Origin of the sequence: Actinacidiphila bryophytorum (assembly GCF_016916835.1) — a bacterium.
GTDB classification, from domain to species: domain Bacteria; phylum Actinomycetota; class Actinomycetes; order Streptomycetales; family Streptomycetaceae; genus Actinacidiphila; species Actinacidiphila bryophytorum.
Map to the genome: position 1 here is coordinate 70,051 of NZ_JAFFIX010000016.1, position 18,307 is coordinate 88,357.

12 protein-coding genes are annotated in these 18,307 nt (G+C 75.8%); 1 reads left to right on the forward strand and 11 read right to left on the reverse strand.

The genetic code is table 11. From position 1 onward, the window contains the following. Positions 1-14: 14 nt before the first annotated feature. The 3 genes from JT723_RS22385 to JT723_RS22395 form a co-directional block, all read right to left on the reverse strand. On the reverse strand, positions 15-398 hold the full coding sequence (locus tag JT723_RS22385) for a helix-turn-helix domain-containing protein (protein ID WP_205046532.1): 384 nt from the start codon (positions 396-398) through the stop codon (positions 15-17). Next, positions 395-646: a hypothetical protein gene (locus tag JT723_RS22390; protein ID WP_205046533.1), complete on the reverse strand. Its 252-nt coding sequence runs from the start codon at positions 644-646 to the stop codon at positions 395-397. Before JT723_RS22390 ends, JT723_RS22385 begins: the two co-directional genes overlap by 4 nt. Before the next feature lie 96 nt (positions 647-742). Continuing rightward, a complete protein-coding gene (locus tag JT723_RS22395; protein WP_205046534.1) occupies positions 743-2,065 on the reverse strand; it encodes an amidohydrolase in 1,323 nt (440 codons plus the stop codon). 128 nt (positions 2,066-2,193) lie between these two features. Between JT723_RS22395 and JT723_RS22400 the strand changes: the two genes are divergently transcribed. Continuing rightward, positions 2,194-2,379, forward strand: a complete 186-nt coding sequence (locus tag JT723_RS22400; protein WP_033175763.1) for a thiazolylpeptide-type bacteriocin — start codon at positions 2,194-2,196, stop codon at positions 2,377-2,379. 113 nt (positions 2,380-2,492) lie between these two features. Here JT723_RS22400 and JT723_RS22405 read toward each other — a convergent pair whose 3' ends face one another. The 8 genes from JT723_RS22405 to JT723_RS35900 form a co-directional block, all read right to left on the reverse strand. Then, a complete protein-coding gene (locus tag JT723_RS22405; protein WP_240166020.1) occupies positions 2,493-4,898 on the reverse strand; it encodes a TOMM precursor leader peptide-binding protein in 2,406 nt (801 codons plus the stop codon). Continuing rightward, positions 4,895-5,689, reverse strand: a complete 795-nt coding sequence (locus JT723_RS22410; RefSeq protein WP_205046535.1) for an ABC transporter permease — start codon at positions 5,687-5,689, stop codon at positions 4,895-4,897. Before JT723_RS22410 ends, JT723_RS22405 begins: the two co-directional genes overlap by 4 nt. Next, complete coding sequence (locus JT723_RS22415; RefSeq protein WP_205046600.1) at positions 5,686-6,663, reverse strand: ABC transporter ATP-binding protein; 978 nt, start codon at positions 6,661-6,663, stop codon at positions 5,686-5,688. Before JT723_RS22415 ends, JT723_RS22410 begins: the two co-directional genes overlap by 4 nt. 1,343 nt (positions 6,664-8,006) lie before the next feature. Next, positions 8,007-9,110, reverse strand: a complete 1,104-nt coding sequence (locus JT723_RS22425; RefSeq protein ID WP_205046536.1) for a lantibiotic dehydratase C-terminal domain-containing protein — start codon at positions 9,108-9,110, stop codon at positions 8,007-8,009. Beyond that, a complete protein-coding gene (locus tag JT723_RS22430) occupies positions 9,107-11,911 on the reverse strand; it encodes a lantibiotic dehydratase (protein ID WP_205046537.1) in 2,805 nt (934 codons plus the stop codon). Before JT723_RS22430 ends, JT723_RS22425 begins: the two co-directional genes overlap by 4 nt. A 77-nt stretch (positions 11,912-11,988) precedes the next feature. Continuing rightward, entirely contained in the window at positions 11,989-13,575 is a 1,587-nt protein-coding gene (locus tag JT723_RS22435; protein WP_205046538.1) for a nitroreductase family protein, read from the reverse strand. Between the two features lie 49 nt (positions 13,576-13,624). Next, positions 13,625-15,487 carry a TOMM precursor leader peptide-binding protein gene (locus tag JT723_RS22440; protein ID WP_251513502.1) on the reverse strand — a complete coding sequence of 621 codons (1,863 nt, stop codon included), beginning with the start codon at positions 15,485-15,487 and terminating at the stop codon, positions 13,625-13,627. A 527-nt stretch (positions 15,488-16,014) separates the two neighbouring features. Next, positions 16,015-18,306: a TOMM precursor leader peptide-binding protein gene (locus tag JT723_RS35900; RefSeq protein ID WP_205046602.1), complete on the reverse strand. Its 2,292-nt coding sequence runs from the start codon at positions 18,304-18,306 to the stop codon at positions 16,015-16,017. Between the last annotated feature and the right edge of the window lies 1 nt (position 18,307).

Sequence of the window (18,307 nt, forward strand, 5' to 3'; positions counted from 1 at the left end):
GCGGGCGGTGCCGGTCAGCCGTCGTCGCGGGCCGCGTTCTCCCTGTTCAGGTAGTTGTAGACGGTGAAGCGGCTGACGCCGAGCGCCGAGGCGACGGTCTCCACGCCGTGCCGCACCGAGAAGGCGCCGCGCTCCTCCAGGATCCGCACCACCTGCTGCTTCTCCTTGCGCCCGAGCGCGGGCAGCGGCCCGTGCCTGCGCTGCAGGTCGGCCAGCAGGTGGTCCAGGGAGTCGGCCAGGTGCGGCAGCCGCACCGCGACCACCGGCTCGCCCTCCCAGCTGAGCACCACGTCGTCGCCGCGCGCCTGCCCGGGGGCGACCATCTCGCCGCCCATCGCGTCCACAAGCGGCTTGACGGCGTCCGCGAAGGGGTGCGGCACCCCGGGGGGCGCGGTCATCGCTCGTCCTCCCCCAGTGCGCTGACCTGGAGCGAGACCCGGGTGGCACCGGCGGCCAGGGTGCGCCGCAGCAGCTCGGCGACAGCCGCGACGACCGCGTCGGCCGAGCCCTCCGCGGTGTTGCCGAAAGGCCCCACGTCGACCGCGTCCAGCGTGCCGTCCTCCACGACCTCCCTGGCCACCACCGCATGGCGGGGCGGCTCGTCCAGGTCGAACGGCTCGGTCGTGAATTCCAGCCTCAGTCTCACCAGGTCACCCTTCGGCGGCTGCGCCAATCGCCCTGCCCTGCTGCCCGCCGCCCCGGCGGCGGCCATGGGGCCGGCCCTGGGGCGTGTCCGCAAACCCTAGGCCATCGCCAGGGCCGCCCGCACCGCGGCCGTCATCGCCGCCACGCCCGTCTCCAGCGTCAGCCGCGGGTGCGGGGCGAAGTGCGGCGAGTGGTTGGCCGGGAGGGCCGCCAGGCGTGCGGCGGCGTCCGCGCCGGGGCCGCCCGCCGCCGCCCACTGCCGCGGGCCTGTGCCGCCGAACATCCAGTACGCCGTCCGGACGCCGGAGACGCCGTGCAGGTCGCGGCCCGCGTCCCCGTACAGCGCGACGTCCTCGGTGGCCATCGACGGCTGCCAGCGCGCCACCCGCTGCGGCCCGAAGGCCGCCAGGTGCGCCTGCCGTACGGCCTCGGTCGCCGCCGGGTCCGGCACGGTGGGCAGCGAGCGCGACAGCACCCGCACCTCGGGCTCCGGGGGCGCGGGCTCGGGTCCCGCCGCCGCCTCGGCGCGCACGATCCGCCGTACGGCCGCCACCGCCCGGTCCAGGCCCGCGGCGGTGAAGGAGCGGACGGTGACCTCCAGCGCGGCCCGGTCGGCGATGACGTTGCCGCTGCCCGGTGTGCCTGCCCGCAGCGCGCCGACGGTGACCACCAGCGGCTCCCCCGGGCCGGTCTCGCGGGAGACCACGGTCTGCAGCCGCAGCACCACCGCGGCCGCGGTGATCACCGGGTCGGCGGCCAGCTGCGGCGCCGCCGCGTGCCCGCCCCTGCCGTGCAGCACCACTTCCAGCGTCGTACTGCCCGCGAGCAGCGGCCCCTGCGCGTGCGCGACCATGCCGGCGGGCAGCGGCACCACGTGCTGGGCCAGCACGTGCGAGGGCACGGGGAAGCGCCCGTAGAGCCCGTCGGCGAGCATCGCCGCCGCCCCGTTCAGCGTCTCCTCCGCGGGCTGCCCGACGGCCACCAGGGTGCCGCGCCAGCCGTCCGCCCCCGCCTTGAGCGCGGCGGCGGCGCCCGACAGCGCGGCCAGGTGCGCGTCGTGGCCGCACGCGTGCATCACGGGCACGGTCCGCCCGTCCGGGCCGGGCGCGGTGGCCTCGCTGGCGTAGGGCAGCCCGGTGTCCTCGCGGACCGGGAGCGCGTCGAGTTCCGCGCGGACCATCACGACCGGTCCCGGGCCGTTGCGCAGGACGCCGACCACGCCGTGCCCGCCGACGCCCGCGGTCACTTCCAGGCCCGAGGTCCGCAGCGCGGCGGCGAAACGGGCCGCGGTGCGCTCCTCGGCACCGGACAGCTCCGGGTCGCGGTGCAGGGCCACGTACAGCTCTGCGGCCGAGGCCAGGACGGCGGGCGGCACGGCTTCCGGTACGGGCACGCGCTCTGGTGCGGCCTGCCGGGTCATCGGGCGCTCCTGTCGGTGTGCCAGCGGAGTGACAGCGGGCGGACGGGTGATCGGTCAGTGGACGCGCGTAGAAAAGGGTCGGCCGGCCCGTTCCGGGCCGCGTCCCCTGCCGAGAAGAGGGAGTCACCATGGCGATCACCAAGCAGGACACGCCGCTCGCGTCGCTGGCCCAGGAGATCCTGGAGCTGGAGTCCGAGACCTTCGAGATCACCGACTACTCGGACGCCAGCGAGGTCATGCTCGGCTCCTCGACCAGCTGCTCCAGCACCAGCACCTGCTCCAGCACCACCAGCACCACCAGCTGCACCGCCTGACGGGGCTTCCGTCGTCCGCCGCTCCGCGGCCCGCTGTGTGCGGGCCGCGGAGCGGTCGTCCTGGCGGCCGGTTGCCGTGCCGGCGCCGGCGCCGGCCCGCGGCTGCGTGCCGGTCACGGGAAGGGGTGCGGCACCCGGCGCACCTCGGACTCGCGCAGGTCGTCGGGGCGCATCCCCGCACGCCGCTGCGCGGTGCGCAGCCGCGGCATCGTCAGCGCGCGCTGCCGCGCCCACCCGAAGTCGATCGGCAGCAGCCCGGGCGCGATCGTGCACACCGTCCGCAGGCCCATCGCGCGCTGCTCGGGCGCGGTCTGGTCGACCACGATCACGTCGCAGCCGGCCCGCGCCAGCTCCCGGGTGCACCACAGGATGTCCTCACGCAGGTCCAGGCCGCGCGGGCGGCGGTCCTCCCACTCGGCGTAGACCTGCGCGGGCGAGCCGACGTCCTTCGGCTCCAGGTAGCTGTCCACGTACCGCGCCATCCGGGGCAGGCCGAAGAGCGCCGCGTGGTCGGGCAGCCGCCGCACCAGGCCGAAGTCGTCGGCCATCGCGTCGAGTTCCGCCGGACGCTCGGTCACCTGCCGCGGCAGGTGCGGCAGATACGTGAGGATCTCCGAGACCGCCGCCTCCACCGCCGTCTCCGGGTCGAAGGCAGCGCCCGCGGCGAAGGCGAGCGTGCCGGGGCCGCCGTCCCTGCGCACGGCCAGGCCCGTGACGACGGGTACGGACAGGTCGATGCGGTTGTCGAAGGCGTGCACGTCGTAGCCGCACAGCGCGGCCCTGTCGGTCATGGCGCGCAGCACCGGGCTGCTGCACGCGCCGAGGTCGATCTCGGTGAGCCGGGCGCTGCCGTACCAGGCGAGCAGGAAGGCGTCCCGCTCGATCAGTTCCAGCAGGCCGAAGAGCACCGCCTCCTCCAGGCAGCTGCCGGTGGCGCAGCCGTTGGAGCACTCGAAGACGAAGTGGTCGGCGGCGGTGCCGGCGCTGTAGTAGACCAGCCGGGCGGGCACCAGCACCGGGCGGTCGTCGCGCAGCGACCAGCCCCGCACCCAGGGGATCGGGCGTGCCGGGTCGAAGGGCGCGATCATCGGGTCGTCGCGGTAGGTCTGCGGGGCGTACATCCCGCAGTCGCGCGGGTCGAGGGCGGCGTCGCCGAGGTTGTCGTAGGAGTCGGTGACGATGCCGCCGCGCTCCCTGCGGTGGGTGCCCGCGTAGCGTTCGAGGCCTTCGAGGAAGGCCAGGTCCCGGCTGGCGGCGAAGGAGTGGGACTGCCCGCTCCAGGTGACGTCGGTCAGGCCCGCGTAGCCGCGCATGAAGACGCTGCCCGCGACCGGTGCGGTGGTCGGCGACGTGACGTCGCTCCAGGTGCCCGCGCCGAGCACCCCGCACACCGGGTTGGCCAGCGCGGCGGCGGGCAGGTCGTAACCCCCCGGCGCCCGCAGCCGGTAGCGGTCGGCGGCGGGCTTCTCCCGCGATACGGGGAAGGCCTCGCGCTCGGCCGCGGCCCGCCCGTGCGGTGCGTGCGGGCACAGCGGCTCGGCGAGCAGCGGCACCGTACTGACCAGTCCGGTCTCCAGGTCGAGCCGCGTGACCCGCGGCAGGGCGTCGTCGGCGGGCGCGAGGCCGCTGCCACGGCCGGTGCCGGACCCGTTCCCGACCGGCGCCGGCTTCCCGGCAGCACGCGGCGGACGCCCCGTGGGCGCGAGGCCGCCGACTCGGACCGGGACCGAGTCGCCGCCCGCCGGAGCAACGCCCGGCACCGGACTCCCCGCGGCCGGCAGCGCGCGCCCGGCGGCCGCAAAGCCGCCGACTCGGACCGGGACCGAGCCGCCGCCCGCCGGAGCAACGCCCGGCACCGGACTTCCCGCGGCCGGCAGCGCGCGCCCGGCGGCCGCGAAGCCGCCGACTCGGACCGGGACCGAGTCGTCGCCGACCGAAGCGGCGACGGGCAGCGGGCGCCCCGCGGGCGGGGAGCCGCCACCCGTGCGGGCGGGGGCCGGACCGGCGCCGGGCACATGGCCCCCCGCCGGCGCGACGCCGCCGCCCGCGGAGGCGGGGTCCGGTGCGGGGCTCGCAGATCCGGTCGCCGTCAGGCGGTACAGCGCCCACACCGCGTCGGCGGTGTAGTCGGGCAGGACCGGCCAGCTGCCCGCGGCGGAGTGGGACAGGCCGGTCTCCAGGGCGTCGCGTTCGGTGCGGGTGCGCAGCCGCTGCCAGCGGACGGCCAGGCAGCAGCCGCACGCAGCGGTGTCGGGGGTGCCGCCCCAGGGGCCGATCAGGACCGCGTCCGCGGTGAGGTGGACGGTGGCCGCGGCGCGCTGCTCGGCGACATGCGGGTCCTCGCGGCGCAGGACGTCGCCGGCGCCGATGACGGCGACCCGGGGTGCGGGAGCGCCCTCGCGGGCGGCCCGTGCGGCGAGCCGTGCTTGGAGGTCGCGCCCGGCGGCCTGGAGCGGCAGCGGCTCGGCCGCGGCGGGCTCGGGCGCGGAGCCGGGGCGTACGGCGGTGTCGGTCGTCATGTCCGGTTGCTCCAGCGGAAGATGCGGGCGGCGATCAGCCCGAAGACGACGGTGAAGGCGGCCAGGCCGCCGCAGTCCAGGGCCAGCGAGCCGAACGAGGCGCGGCCTGCGAGCACGTCGGTCAGGCCGTCGTCCAGGTAGCGCAGCGGCAGCACCCACGAGGCGGTGCGTATCCAGCCGGGCAGCAGGTCGGCCGGGTAGAAGGCGCCGGACAGGAAGGCCATCGGCACCATCACGCAGTTGGCGATGGCCGCGACGGCCTCCGGGGTGTCGGCGAGGCTGCCGACGACCAGGCCCGTCGACAGGAAGGCGGCCACCCCGAAGACCAGCAGCGGCAGCGCGAGCGGCCAACTGCCGTCCAGGTGCAGGCCGAAGAAGGGCAGCAGCGCCACCGCGGTGAAGAGCACCGCCTGCGACAGGCCCACCCCGACTGCCACCACGAAGCGCGAACCGAGCACGGTGGGCAGCGGGGTGGGCGTACGCCAGATCAGCCGCAGGATGTCGTCGCGCCGCCAGTGCATCAGCGCGAAGGCCGGGCCGAACAGGGCCGCGTTGCCGACGCCCCACGACAGCACGCCGGGCGCGACGTAGTTGATGTACGGCAGGCCGCCGTCGACCTTCTGGCCGCGGAAGAGCAGCCCGAAGACGACCAGGAAGACCAGCGGGAAGGCGAAGGTGAAGAAGACGGTGGTGCGGTCGCGCACCGACGCCAGGAAGGTCGCCCGGGTCAGCGTGGCGTACGCGCCGGGGACCGCGGTGGCCGCGGGCTCGGCGGGGGTCGCGGTGGTCATCGGCTGCGCTCCGTTCCGACCGCGGGGGCCGCGGTGTCTGCCGGGTCCGCCGCGGCGGGCGGCGGGGTGGCGGTGAGCCGCAGGTAGGCGTCCTCCAGGGTCGCCGTCCTGGTCTGGATCGCGTCGATGTCGACCAGTGCGGCCAGGTCGATCAGGACCTTGTTGGGGTGCCGGGTCTCGATCACGACCTCGCCGCCCTCCAGCAGCACCCGCTCCGCGCCCTCGACGGCACGCGCCTGCTCGACGGTGATCCGCCCTGCGGGCACCAGCAGCCTGGCGGGTGCGGCCATCGACCTGATGAGCGCGCCCGGGCTGTCCAGCGCCACCACCCGGCCGGCCGCGACGATCGCGACCCGGTCGCACAGCGCCTCGGCCTCGTCGAGGTAGTGGGTGGTGTAGACGATGGTGCGGCCCTCGCCGCGCAGGTCGCGCAGCACCGTCCACAGCGACCTGCGCGCCTCCGGGTCGAGTGCGGCGGTCGGCTCGTCCAGGAAGATCAGGTCGGGCTGGTGCACCAGCGCGGTCGCCAGCGCGAGCCGCTGGCGCTGGCCGCCTGACAGGTCGTCCACCCGGCTGCGCTCCTTGCCGCCCAGGCCCACCAGGTCCAGCGCGTGCCGTGCGGCGGCGCGGTCGGCGCCCTGGAGCGCGGCGACGGTCTCCAGGTGCTCCCATGCGGTGAGCCGGGTGAAGAAGGCGGAGGTCTGGGTCTGCACGCCGATCCTGCGCAGCAGCGCGGTGTTGCGCGGCCAGGGGCTCAGGCCGAACACGCTGACCGTGCCGGAGTCGGCCCTGCGCATGCCCTCGACGATCTCCACCAGGGTGGTCTTGCCCGCCCCGTTGGGGCCGAGCACACCGAAGAACTCGCCCTGCCCGACGGTCAGCGACACGTTGTCGAGCGCGTGCACCTCGCCGTAGCGCTTGCTGACGCCGTCGAGCACGATGGCGGTCCCCGCCGGACGGGGCTGTGGTTTCATGTCGCCTTTCTCCCGCTGCTGTGGTGAGGTGCCCGACTGCCGTACGGGCGGGGTGGTTTGCGTCGGCTGCGGCTCGGCCGCCGCAGGTGCGGGCGGCGCGGTCCCGGCCGCCCTGCGGGCCGCGAAGCGCAGGCCGAGCAGTTGCAGCGCCGCGGCGGCGGCAATCACGGCGAGGGGGAGGTAGAAGGTCCACGCCTCCCAGCTCTCGGGCAGTACGGCCCGGCACAGCAGCCCCGCCCCAGCAAGCACCGCGAGCGCCAGGGCGGCGCAGCACAGCGCGAAGGCGCCGTGGACGAGCCGGAGCCGGCCGGGGTAGCGGCGCAGCCGCGCCCGGGCGTCGGGGGCGCCGGCGCGGGCCGGGCGCAGGGCGGCGGCCGCCACGGTCAGGAAGGTGCGGCTCTCGGTCGCCAGCCGGAGGGTGCCCAGGGCGTAGCCGAGGATCTTGTAGCCGTCGAGCGGGGGCAGCGGCACCAGGTTGAGCAGGGCCATCGCGGTGCCGAGCAGCAGCAGGCCGCCGAGGAAGGGGAGGGCCTGTGCGGAGTCCGGGAGCAGCGCCCACACCGGCCAGCAGGGCAGCAGGAAGAGCAGGTTGGCCACCGCGCCCGCGACGGCGACCGCGACCTGCCTGCCGCGCCGGTCGAGGAACTGTACGTCCTCGACCTCGCAGTACAGGTACGTCATCACCCCCCACACCCGCCGCAGGCCGATCTCACCGACACGCAGCCCGTACGCCCTGGCGACCAGGCCGTGTGCCAGTTCGTGCAGGCCCAGGCTCACCCACAGCACGCAGCCGGCGGCGGCCAGGGTGACCGGCTGGTGGGAGAGCCGCCGGGTCTGGTCCGTGAGGTCGCCGAGCCGCAGCGCGACCGCGACCGGCACCGCCGCGGCCAGCACCAGCAGCGGCACCAGCACGGCGGGCCTGCGGGCGAAGGCGGTGGCGCGGTGCAGCCGGTCCATCAGCGCGGGGGCGTCGGCGACCATCCGGGTGCTGCCGCTCAGCAGCCCCGAGGCGGCCTTGCGGGGGGCGGCCTCCGGCGGGGGTACGGCCACCGGCCGCCCGCCGTCGAGGAGTTGCCGGGTGGACAGCAGCCGCAGCATCTGCTGCCACTGCGCGTCGCCGAGCCGGGCGCCGAAGTGCCCGGCGTACTCGGTGCCGATCTCGGCGAGCGAACGGCTGCCGTCCAGGCGGGTGATGATGAAGTGCTCCTTCGCGCCGACCTCCATCCGCACGCCGGTGACCGGGTCCTTGAGCAGGTGCACCACGGCGGGGCCGCGGGTCAGTGCGGGGCCGACGAGGATGCCGGGCCGCAGTGCGGGGCGCAGGTCGAGCAGGCCGCCGGCGGTCATGGCGCCGCCGTGGGCCTGGGCTCGCGCAGCGCGCGGGCGAGCACATACGACAGGAAGGCCTCGTCGCGGACGGTGACCGACAGCCGGTTGTTGGTCATGTGCATATACGGCGACAGCAGCATCGGCAGCGCCTGGTCCTGGTCGGTGACCGGCAGGTCGCGTTCACCGTCCCAGGAGCGGAAGACCAGGTCGCCGCCGCGGGCCAGCGCCACGACCCGCTCGCGCAGGTCCAGGCAGTGCTCGGCCCAGCCGCCGAGGAAGCTGGGCAGCCGCTCGGGGGCGGGCTCCGCGACGGCGGCGCGGATCTGCTGGAAGCGCGCGGGCAGCGCCTCCATCGTGCCGTAGGCGCGGTCGTAGCCGTCCTGTGCGGTGTAGTTGGTGGTGGCGAAGGCCGAGTTCCAGAACTCGTGGTAACGGTCGAGGAATCCCAGCAGGGCGGTGTCGTCCCGCAGCAGGCAGCCCGACATGGTCATCATCAGCTGGGCCGCCACGCCGAGCAGGACGGTCCGCAGGTGCAGGTTCATGGTGCCCAGCGCCCCCGAGACCAGCTCGCTGGACCGCTGGAAGTGCCACTCGGCCAGCTCGATCCCCGCGGGGCCGCCGTACTTGCCGTACTCGGGCTCATAGGGCTCGGAGCTGAAGGTGTTGTTGGGCCGCAGCTTCATGTGGCCGTCCTCGTCGACCAGGCCGCCCCGCTCGCCGCCGGGGAACTCCAGCTCGAAGAGCGTGTTGTACAGGTCGGCGAGGAAGCCGCCCTTGACCTCGTAGAGTGCGGGGCGCTCCTTGAGGAAGGCGGCGATCGCGTCGCTCGTACGGGAGGCGACCTCGGAGGCGGCGGCCGGGGACGAGGGGCGCAGCCGCAGCCTGATGTGCGGCCCCTCCAGCCAGTAGTTGATGAAGAACCAGCCGCTCAGCAGGCCCTCGCCGGTCAGTTCCGCGACCAGCGGGCGCACGCAGCGCAGCAGGAAAGGGCGGGGGCTCGCGGCGTAGAAGACGTGGTAGGCCTGCCAGACGCCGCGCCCGTCGGGGACGCCGGGGACGGTGGCCGTCGTACCAGTTGCGGGAGCCGCGGCGGCCGTGGCCGCCTCTGGGGTGGTCATACGGCGCTGTCCTGCCTTCCTGGCCGGGCCGCGGCGGCGGGCTCCGCCGCGCGGGGGACGATTTCCACGGCCAGTTCGGCGACGTGGTGGCCGCGCGGGGAGCGCACATGCAGCTCGTCCTCGCCCGGCAGCATCTCCTCGAAGACCGTCCTGGTCCTGCCGCCCGCGGTCAGCGCGTCCAGGGCGATCAGCGACAGGGGGCTGTCGAAGTCGACGTACTGCGGCTTGGAGCCGCCGAAGACGGCGCCGAAACCGCCCGCGTCGCCGTCGCGCTGCCGGTGCAGGGTGGCGAACACCCGGTCGGGCAGCCCGTGGTCGCGGCGCCAGCGCTGCCACCGCAGGTAGAACCCGGCGTCGTCCATGCCGGGTTCGCGCTCGGGCAGCGCGCCGGGCGCGGCCGTCCAGGACCTGCGGTGCAGGACCACGCTGCGGTAGCGGACCCGGGGCCTTGCGGTGACCCCGTCGCGCGCGGGCTGCTCCGGCACCCCGCGCCACACGTCGAAGGAGGCCCGGGAGGTCGGCGAGAGCAGCAGCAGGGTGCGCGGCACCTCGGGCAGCACCATCGGCACCAGGTAGCCGAGGTAGAGCGGGATCACCTCGGCGCCGAGCCGCCGGGAGCGCAGCACCAGCCGGTCGGCGTCCTGGTCGTGCTCGGCGTAGAGGTCGTCCAGGTCGATCCTGGCCTCGGCGGGTGCGGTGCTGCTCTCGCCGGGGCAGACGATCTCGTAGTCGGTCAGCCGCCCGTGCAGGTTGAGGTTGGTGGTGGCGGAGCCCGCGGTGATCTCGGCGAAGACCGCGCCGGGCGGCTGCCATTCGCGCAGCGTCTCACGCAGCCGCCCGCTCAGCCCGCCCTCGTCCTCGTGCCCGCCGCCGGCCGCGACCTCGTCGAAGCAGTGCGTGAAGCGGGTGAAGGGGAAGGAAAGTCCGCCGTAGGAGTTGTTGAGCACCACCAGCGGGTCGGCCGGGCGCCTGGCGAGTTGCAGGAAGTGGCTGTGCGGGGCGAAAGCGCCGCCCAGCGGCGCCAGTTCGGCCGTCACCGCGCTCACCAGGTCCTCGCCGAGCCGCATCTCGGCGCCATCCTCCGGGTGCGCCGCCCACAGCTCCCGCATCCGGCCGGTGAACTCGGCGCGGGCCTTGTCGAGGGCGGCGACCTCCGCCATGCCCAGCCAGTTCTCCTCCGGCGCGTGGCTGCCGTCCGCCGCCCAGGGCGACTTGAGCGAGGTGAACTGCAGATACTGCGTGAAGATGTCCTCGTGGAAGTCGTGCACGAGCCGCACGAGGTCCTCGCAGCGCCCTCCGCGGCCGTAGCGGGCCAGGAAGAAGCCCTTGAGGGTGAGCCGTTGCGGCAAGGCCACGTCGAAGGCGGGCATCATGCCGGTGAGCGCGTGCAGCGGCGCCGCGGCCAGCTCCGTCCACTCGGTGAGGTCGGCTGCGACCTGCTCCTCGCGTACGTCCTCGTAGAGCAGTGTCTGCGGCAGCGAGGGCGCGGCGGCGCCGAGGTCCTTCTGCAGCTCCAGCAGGTCGCGGCGCAACGCGGCCAGCAGCTCGCGGCGGTCGGCGGCACCGGCGTGCCGGAAGCGCTCGACGCAGGCGGCGGGTCCCGCCAGGCGGTCGGCGACGACGTCGGCCCAGCCGCGGTCCAGGGCGCGCAGGGCACCGCGGAAGGACTCCAGCGGGTCCGCGGTGTGCACATCGGTGGCCAGCCCCGTCATCTGCAGGATCTCCAGGTCCAGCAGGGTCGCCGCATAGTGCCCGGCCTGCTCGCCGCTCGCCCCGGTCTCGGCGGTCAGCCAGCCGGTCAGCTCGGCGTACCGCAGCTGCGGGCGGTCGCGGAAGAGCGCGGTCAGCCGCTCCAGGGTGCCGCTGTGGCGCAGGAAGAACAGCCGGTCGTGGGCCGCGTCGAAGCTGACCGCGGCGCTGTCGTCGCCGGCGGTGACGGAGCGGCGGACGTAGCGGATGCGGTCCTCGTCCAGCTCCCAGCCCGCGGACAGGGTGACCGGCAGGTCGTCGCGCCGGGCGGCGTCCGCGGCGATCAGCTCGGCGAGCCTGGCCAGCACCACGACGTTGAGCCGGGGGTGGCTGGTCCAGCCGCCGCCGGTGGCGACCTCGGGTCCCTGCTCGCCGAAGGCGCCCTCGGCGAAGATGCCCTCGGCGACGGCGGTGAAGGTGCTGAACGGGCTGGTCTTGCAGGCGGTCCTGTACAGGTACGCCAGCAGGGAGCGCTCCTTCTTCCTGGTGCGCTTGTCCGGTACGGGCGCCCGGTCGGCGACGAAGGCGTCCAGCTGGCCGTCCAGGGTCGGCGAGGCCAGCGCGAGGGCGAGCCGCAGCCGGTCCTCACCCGCCAGGTCGCGCAACCGGGTCCGGGTCGCGGCGAGTTCGCGGGCCAGCAACGGGCCGCCCGCACCGCGCAGTTCCTCCAGGCGCAGCCGGGCGTCCAGCCACCCGGCCAGCAGAGCGCCGGTGCCGCCGCCCACCTCCGCGGCCAGCCGGCGTACGGCGCCTGCATCGCGGGGCAGCCGGTCGTTGAAGACCTGGCGGCGCAGCGCGAGGACGGCCCTGCGCCGCCCCTCGTCCTCGGTCTGCTTCACCAGCACGGTCAGCGGGTCGTTCAACTCCGCCCCGATCGAGGCGAGTTCCGCTTCGGCGGCCAGCACCCGGCCGGCCCACGCCCGGGCGTCCGGGCTGCGCAGCCGGTGCACGGCCGCGACCGGCAGGCCCGCCACCCGCAGCATGAAGCGGCGGTGTAGCAGCCAGCTGTTCGGGCTGTCCCCCGTGTCCTGCGCGGCGGCGTCGACGCTCATGCCGCTCCTTCCTGTCCTTCGCTTCGGTACGGTCCGGTCCGGTCCTTCGGTGTACGCGGGCTGCCCTGCCGGGAGGCTCAGGCGATGTCGTAGCGGAAGTCGGCGGGGCGGGGGCGCTCGTGGCCGATCATCATGATCAGCAGCGGCACCTCGCCGGTCTCGTCGAGTGCCAGCTCCTCGGTGAAGGAGATCGCGTCGAAGCCCAGCGCCACCCCGCAGGACAGCCCGGCGGCGGCCGACGCGGTGTAGACGGCCTGCGAGATCCCGCCGATCACCGCGTTGACCAGCCGGTACCCCCGGTCGCCCACGGCGTCGAGCACCGCGGTGGTCCTGGCCGTGGGCACGATGACGGCGGCGGCCTGCTCCAGGTTGTAGTTGGCCAGGAAGTAGTTGCGCTGCAGGAACTCCCCCGGGCTGCCGGCCGCGACCAGCCGCAGCGAGCCGTCGGCCCGGTCGTGGAGGTAGCTGCCGGGCGCGACGCCCGCCACGTGGTTGACGAAGACGTACGCCCGGCTGAGCGTGCCGCCGCCCGCGCTCTCCGCGTCGCTGTCGAGGGTGCCCGCCGCGTCCACCGCGGCCAGCACCGTCGACAGGGCGTCCGCGGGGAGCGCCGTGGTCGCCTGGAAGCGGCCGAAGCTGCTGCGCCGGGAGCGCAGCGCGGTGCCGACCGCGGTGTCCAGCTCCCGCGGCGCGGGCAGCGCGGTCCGCTCGCCGCCCGCGGGCACGGGCAGCGCGAGCGCCTTGTCCAGGACCCCGGCGGCCGGCCGGTCCGCGGCGCCCTCCAGGGTCGCGGCGTGCATGCGGAGTACGGTCTCGAAGGTCATGGTCGTCCGGGACCGCTCCTGGTCGGCGTAGCTCACCCGCGGCGGCGCCGCCGCGGGGGCCGCGACCACCGGGTCGCGCTCCCAGCGCAGCGGGACGACCGCGAAGACGCCCTCCTCGTCCTGCTCCAGGCCCAGCAGCCGGCCCAGCCGGTCCTCGTCGAACCACAGGGCGGGGCCGATGTGCAGCCCGTGCGCCCTGGCCCAGATCCGCCAGGTCTGCAGCAGGGCGCCGGTGTCCATCGTGACGACGTGGTAGCAGAAGCTGTTGTACTTGAAGGCGTTCTGCCAGAAGCGCACGCCGAGGACCAGGAACTGGTCGTAGCCCGCCAGTTCACCGCCGGCCGCCGCACGCACCTCGGCCGTGGCGTCGCCCGCGAGCAGTCGGCGCAGGTCGTGGTGGGGCGTGGAGTAGTAGTAGACGCCGGGGGTCAGCGGACCCGAGGGGCCCGCCACCCAGTGCACGCCCACCGGGTAGAGGCCGCCGCCCGAGGCGCTGCCGCGCGACCAGTTGGCCTGCGTGTACATCGGCAGGGTGCCCAGGTCGGAGTTGGCCTGCACCGCGAGCCTGCGGCCCACCAGGCCGTAGGACTCCTGGAGCATCCCGGCGAGCAGCGGCAGCGTGAAGGCGCCGGTGCCGCGCGGCCCGAACAGGCCGCGCTGCACGCTCGCCCCCTCCGTTGCGGGGAGGTCCGCCGCCTGCGGCAGCGGGAAGGCCGCGGCGCCGGGGAAGTGCTTGCCCTTGCGCGGCCGGTCGGCCCAGTCCGGCACGAAGTCGGCCGGCTCCATGGGATACCTGCCGCGCCGGACGATGGCGGTCGCGTACTCATGGGCGAATCCCATGGGTGCGTCCTTTCTGTGCGGTGAGTGCGGTGGCGCCGGGCGGCCCGGCTCAGGGGAAGGGGTGCGGGGCCGGGTTGAGGTCGGCTGCGGTCAGGTCGCGGTCGTGCAGGCCTGCTTCGCGCAGGGCGGTACGTGTCCTGGGCAGGTGGCGGGCGCGCTGCCGGCGCCAGCCGAAGTCGATGGGCAGCAGGCCCGGCACGATCACCCCCGCGGTGTGGAAGCCGAGGTCGCGCTGCTCGGGCATGGTCTGGTCGACCACGACGACGTCGAAGCCGGCCCCGGTGACCGCGGTGACGCAGGTGTGGACGTCGTCGCCGAGGTCGTCGCCCGGCGGCAGGGTGCCGGGGCCGGTCGCCGGGAGGTCCGCGAGCGCGACCCGCGGGCGGTCGGTGCGCAGCAGGAAGTCGGCGTGGGTGGCCATCTCCGGCAGGCCGTAGAGCAGCGGGTGGTCGTGCAGCACCAGCACCTTGTCGAAGTCCGCGGCCAGGGAGCGCAGCCGGGCCTCGTCACGTGCGGTCCTGCGGCGCAGGTTGACCGCGTCGGTGGCGATCTCGCACAGCCCCGCGGCCAGCGCGGACTCCGGGTCGAGGCCCGCGCCCGCCCCGAAGCACAGCCGGCCGAGCCCGCCGTCGACCCGCTCGGCAACGGCGGTCACCACGGGGATGGGGAAGCTGATCCTGGTGTCGAAGAAGCGGGCGCGGTAGCCGTACATCGCCAGCCGGTCGATCATCGCGCGGGTGTGCGCGCTGCGCGTCCCGCTCACGTCGATCTCCGGGAGCGGCGCCCGGCCGTACCAGGCCAGCAGGAAGGCGTCGCGCTCGACGACCTCCATCAGGCCGTAGTAGACGGCCTCGGCCAGACTGCCGCCGGACGCGCAGCCGTTGGAGCTCTCCTGCACGAAGCGGTGCTCAAGTCCGCCGGGCGCGTGGTAGTACGCCAGGATCTCCGGTACGAGCAGCGGCTGCTGGTCGCGCAGGGACCAGCCCCACACCCAGGGGATCGGCCGGGCCGGGTCGAAGGGGCGCACCCCGGGCTCGGCGCGGTGGAAGTCGTCGGAGTACAGCCCGCACTCCCGCGGGTCCACCACCCGCTCCGCGGCGGCCAGTTCGTCGTACGAGGCCAGCACCGAGGTGCGCTTGCCGCGCGGGCGCATCCCCGCGAAGCGCTCAAGTCCTTCGAGCAGGCCGACGCGTTCGCTGGAGCGGTAGCTCGGGGTGTGGCCGCCCCAGAAGCACTCGCGCAGGTAGTCGCCCGAGCGCAGCAGGAACGACCCGACGGTCGAGGACGTCGACGCCGAGATCAGGTCCGGCACCACGGACGGGCCGAGCATCCCGGCCGCCGGGTTCACGAACGCCTCGAAGGGCACGTCGTAGTCGTCCGCGGGCCGCGCCCTGAAGACGTCGGGGGCGGACTTGGGCGCGGGCGCGAAGCTGATCCGCGCCTCCGGTGCGGTGTCCGCGGGCCGCAGCCCGCAGCGCGGGCACTCGGCGTCGGGGACGAAGGCGAAGCGGGTGACGCGGAGCGTCTCCGCGTCCAGCAGGAAGGCGTACGGCAGCCGCCCCGCGGTGGGCGGCTGCTCCCGGTGCGCGGCGACCAGCGCGACGACGGCGTCCACGCCGAAGGCCGGGCCGTGCGGGCCGCGCCCGGCCGCCCTGGTCCCGTCGCCGGTCTCCAGCGCCTCCCGCAGCGCCCGCGAGCGCACCCCCTGCCACCGCCGGGCCAGGCACCGCGGACACGCCGTGCCCCCGCCGGGCGCGAACGGCCCGACGAGCACGTGGTGCCCGTACCGGAACACCCCGACCTCGCCGTCGGCCCCGTCCCCGTCGTCCACGTCCGCGCCCAACTCGTCCCGCACCCCGAGCGCCCCGACGACGACCCGCCCCCCACCCCACCACCGCAACCCGTCGGCCACCGCCGCGGCCAACTCCCCGCAGGCATCGCCAAGCGTCCCGCCGTACCCGACCCGGCCATGGCCGCCCCCGGCAGCGATGCGGAGACCACCGACCGCGCGGCCGGGCGCACCAGCGCCGGCCGCCGGGCGGGTCAGCGAGCCCGGCCGGGAGCCACCCGCAGCCGCACGGGCCGCGCCGGCAGCACCACCGCTCCCGGCCCCAGCGCCGGACACACCAGCAGCACCGGCGCCCGGCACGGCGCCGGCCCCGACCGCGCGGCCGGACACACCAGCGCCGGCCGCCGGGCGGGTCAGCGAGCCCGGCCGGGAGCCACCCGCAGCCGCACGGGCCGCGCCGGCAGCACCACCGCTCCCGGGCGCACCAGCAGCGCCGGTGCCGGGCGCAGGGCGGGATGGGCCGACAGCACCGCCGGTGCCGGGCGCCGTGTGGGCCACCGGCGTGGGCCGGGCTGCCGCGGGGGCGGGGGCGGGGGTGCCGGCAGCGTCACCCGTGCCGGTGGGGGCGGGCGGTGGCTGGGGTGGGGCCGTCACTGGTGGGCCTCGGGGGTGGTCAGGAGGATGCGGGTGGTGTGGAGGCGGCCGGCCGCCAGGTCGGGGGTGTGGGACGGGGCGGTCAGGACGTCGCGGCCCGCGGCGCGCAGGGCGGCCGCCACGGCCGGCCAGTCGGTGGGCGCCGCCGGGGCGGCGGGGGCGGCGGTCGGGACCAGGGCGGAGGGCGCGAGGTCGGCGAGCAGCGGGTCGCCGAGGTCGGGGGCGCCGCCGGTCTGTACGGCGCCGAGCAGGTCGCGCACCGCGGTCAGCACGGCGTCCCGGCGGCTGAGGCCCGCGGCGAGCGCCCAGCGCGGGCTGCCGGTCGCCGGGTCCGCGGTCCTGGCCAGGACGACCGGCAGGACGCTCTCCCGCGGGGCGCCGCCCAACTCCAGGATCTCCAGGTCGGCTTCGAGGCCGCCCGCGGACCTGAGCAGGAAGGTGGTCTCGGCGTCGTCGGCGTCCAGCGTGTCGGGCGCTATCAGCCCGACGCCCGCGGTGCCGGCCAACGCCCGGCGCAGCACGTCGTGGGCGAGCGCGGTCCGCAGGCCGCGGGCCACCGCGGCGGCCGGGGTCACGCCCGCGCCCGTACCCGCGGAGGTCGGCTCGACGACCCTGGCCTGATTGTCCGGGCCGAAGGGCCGCAGCGCCGCCGCGGGCACCAGCAGCGTCTCCCCGCTGAGCAGCGACGTCGCGGGGCACCATCGGGCGACCAGCTCGGCGGGGGTGCCCAGGCCCGATGCGATGCTCAGCCTGGCCGGTTCCACCGAGCGCCACTTGCCGCGTGCGGCCTCCAACTCCGCACCGGACAGCGCCTGCTGGACGGGCACGACGCGCTCGACGTAGACCTCGGCGGCGCGTTGCAGCGCCCGCAGCCGCGCCCCGGCGACGTGGTGGATGTCGAAGGCGGTCACCTCGCGCCGCACCCGGTGCCCGGTGCCGAGCACCACCGTGCTGACCTTGAGCGGCGTCTGCGCCCAGTCCTCGTCGGCGTAGGCGGCGAAGACCCCGGTCTTGGGCTGTACCAGCACCGACCGCTCGGAGATCTCCGCGAGCGCCGCCTGCGCGGCGTCCTCCTCCGCGGCCCCGTCCCCGACGGGTCCCCCGAGCGGCGACACCGCGCCGGGCGCCGGCGCGTCCTGCGCCGGGAGGAGTTCGGCCAGCAGCGGCGTCCGCTCGGGCTGCTCGGACCGCTCCTGCTGCCCGGGCGCGGTCGCGCAGTGCGGGCAGCGCGGGTGCGGGAGCAGCGGTTCCGCGGTGGTGTCGAGGGAGTCGGTGTGCTGGATCAGCAGCTGGTTCTCGGTCTCGGCGGGCAGCACACCGGTGGTGCGGCGGAAGACCTCGTAACCGAGCAGGTTGCCGATCATCGCGGCCAGCGGGCCGCCGACAGCGGGGGCCGCCGTGTCGCGCGGGCCGCCGGGTGCGAGCGTGCTCCACAGGTCGGCGGCGGCGCCGGCCTCGCCGTTCGTGCCGAGCCGCAGCGCGGCGCACGTCCAGCACCCGGCGGCACCGCGGGACATGAGCGGGCCGATCACGACGGAGTCGCCGAAGGGCCAGGCGGGCAGCAGCAGCCGGCCGGCCGGGATCCCGGCGTCGAGGAGTGCGGCGAGCCGCCGGGGCGCCTCGGCGCCGGTGACGAGCACCATGTCGTAGCCGTCGAGGTCCTGCCAGCCGTACGCGGCGGGGTCGGCGCCCGCGGTGGCGTCCAGGAGGGTGACCTCGGCGGCGCAGCCGGCCTCCCGCAGCGCCGCGGCCTCGCCGGTGACGTCGGCGAAGCCGTTGCCCGGGCGGTCGATGGAGCGCGGCACCGCGACGGCGGCGCACCCGTTGCGTATCAGGCTGAGCGCGGCCCAGCGGGCGACCGCGTCGTCGCCGAGTACGGCGACCCGGGTCTGCCGGAACTCCCGGAAACGGGCCTGCGACCCGTCGGTGTAGTGGTCGATGTAGTCGACCTGTGCGGCGAAGCGCTCGACGACGGCCGGCTCCAGCGGCTCCGCGCCGGCGTCCGCGGGGACGGCGTCCCGGGCGAAGCCACGCGCGTAGAGCGTACCGACCAGTCGGACCACCATCTCGCGCTGCTTGTCGCCGAGACCCTCGCAGAGCGCGGCCACCGTGTGGTCGCCGGTCAGGTGCGGGACCATCAGCGTGGCGAAACGGTAGGCGGACGGCATGACGACGCTGAATCCGCCGCGCGCGTTGTGGAAGTGCACGCCGGTGGGGGTCTGGGTGTAGAGCACGTCCCGGCGGATCCGCGGGCGGGTGCCGGCGATCTCGTCGTAGGTGGACACCATG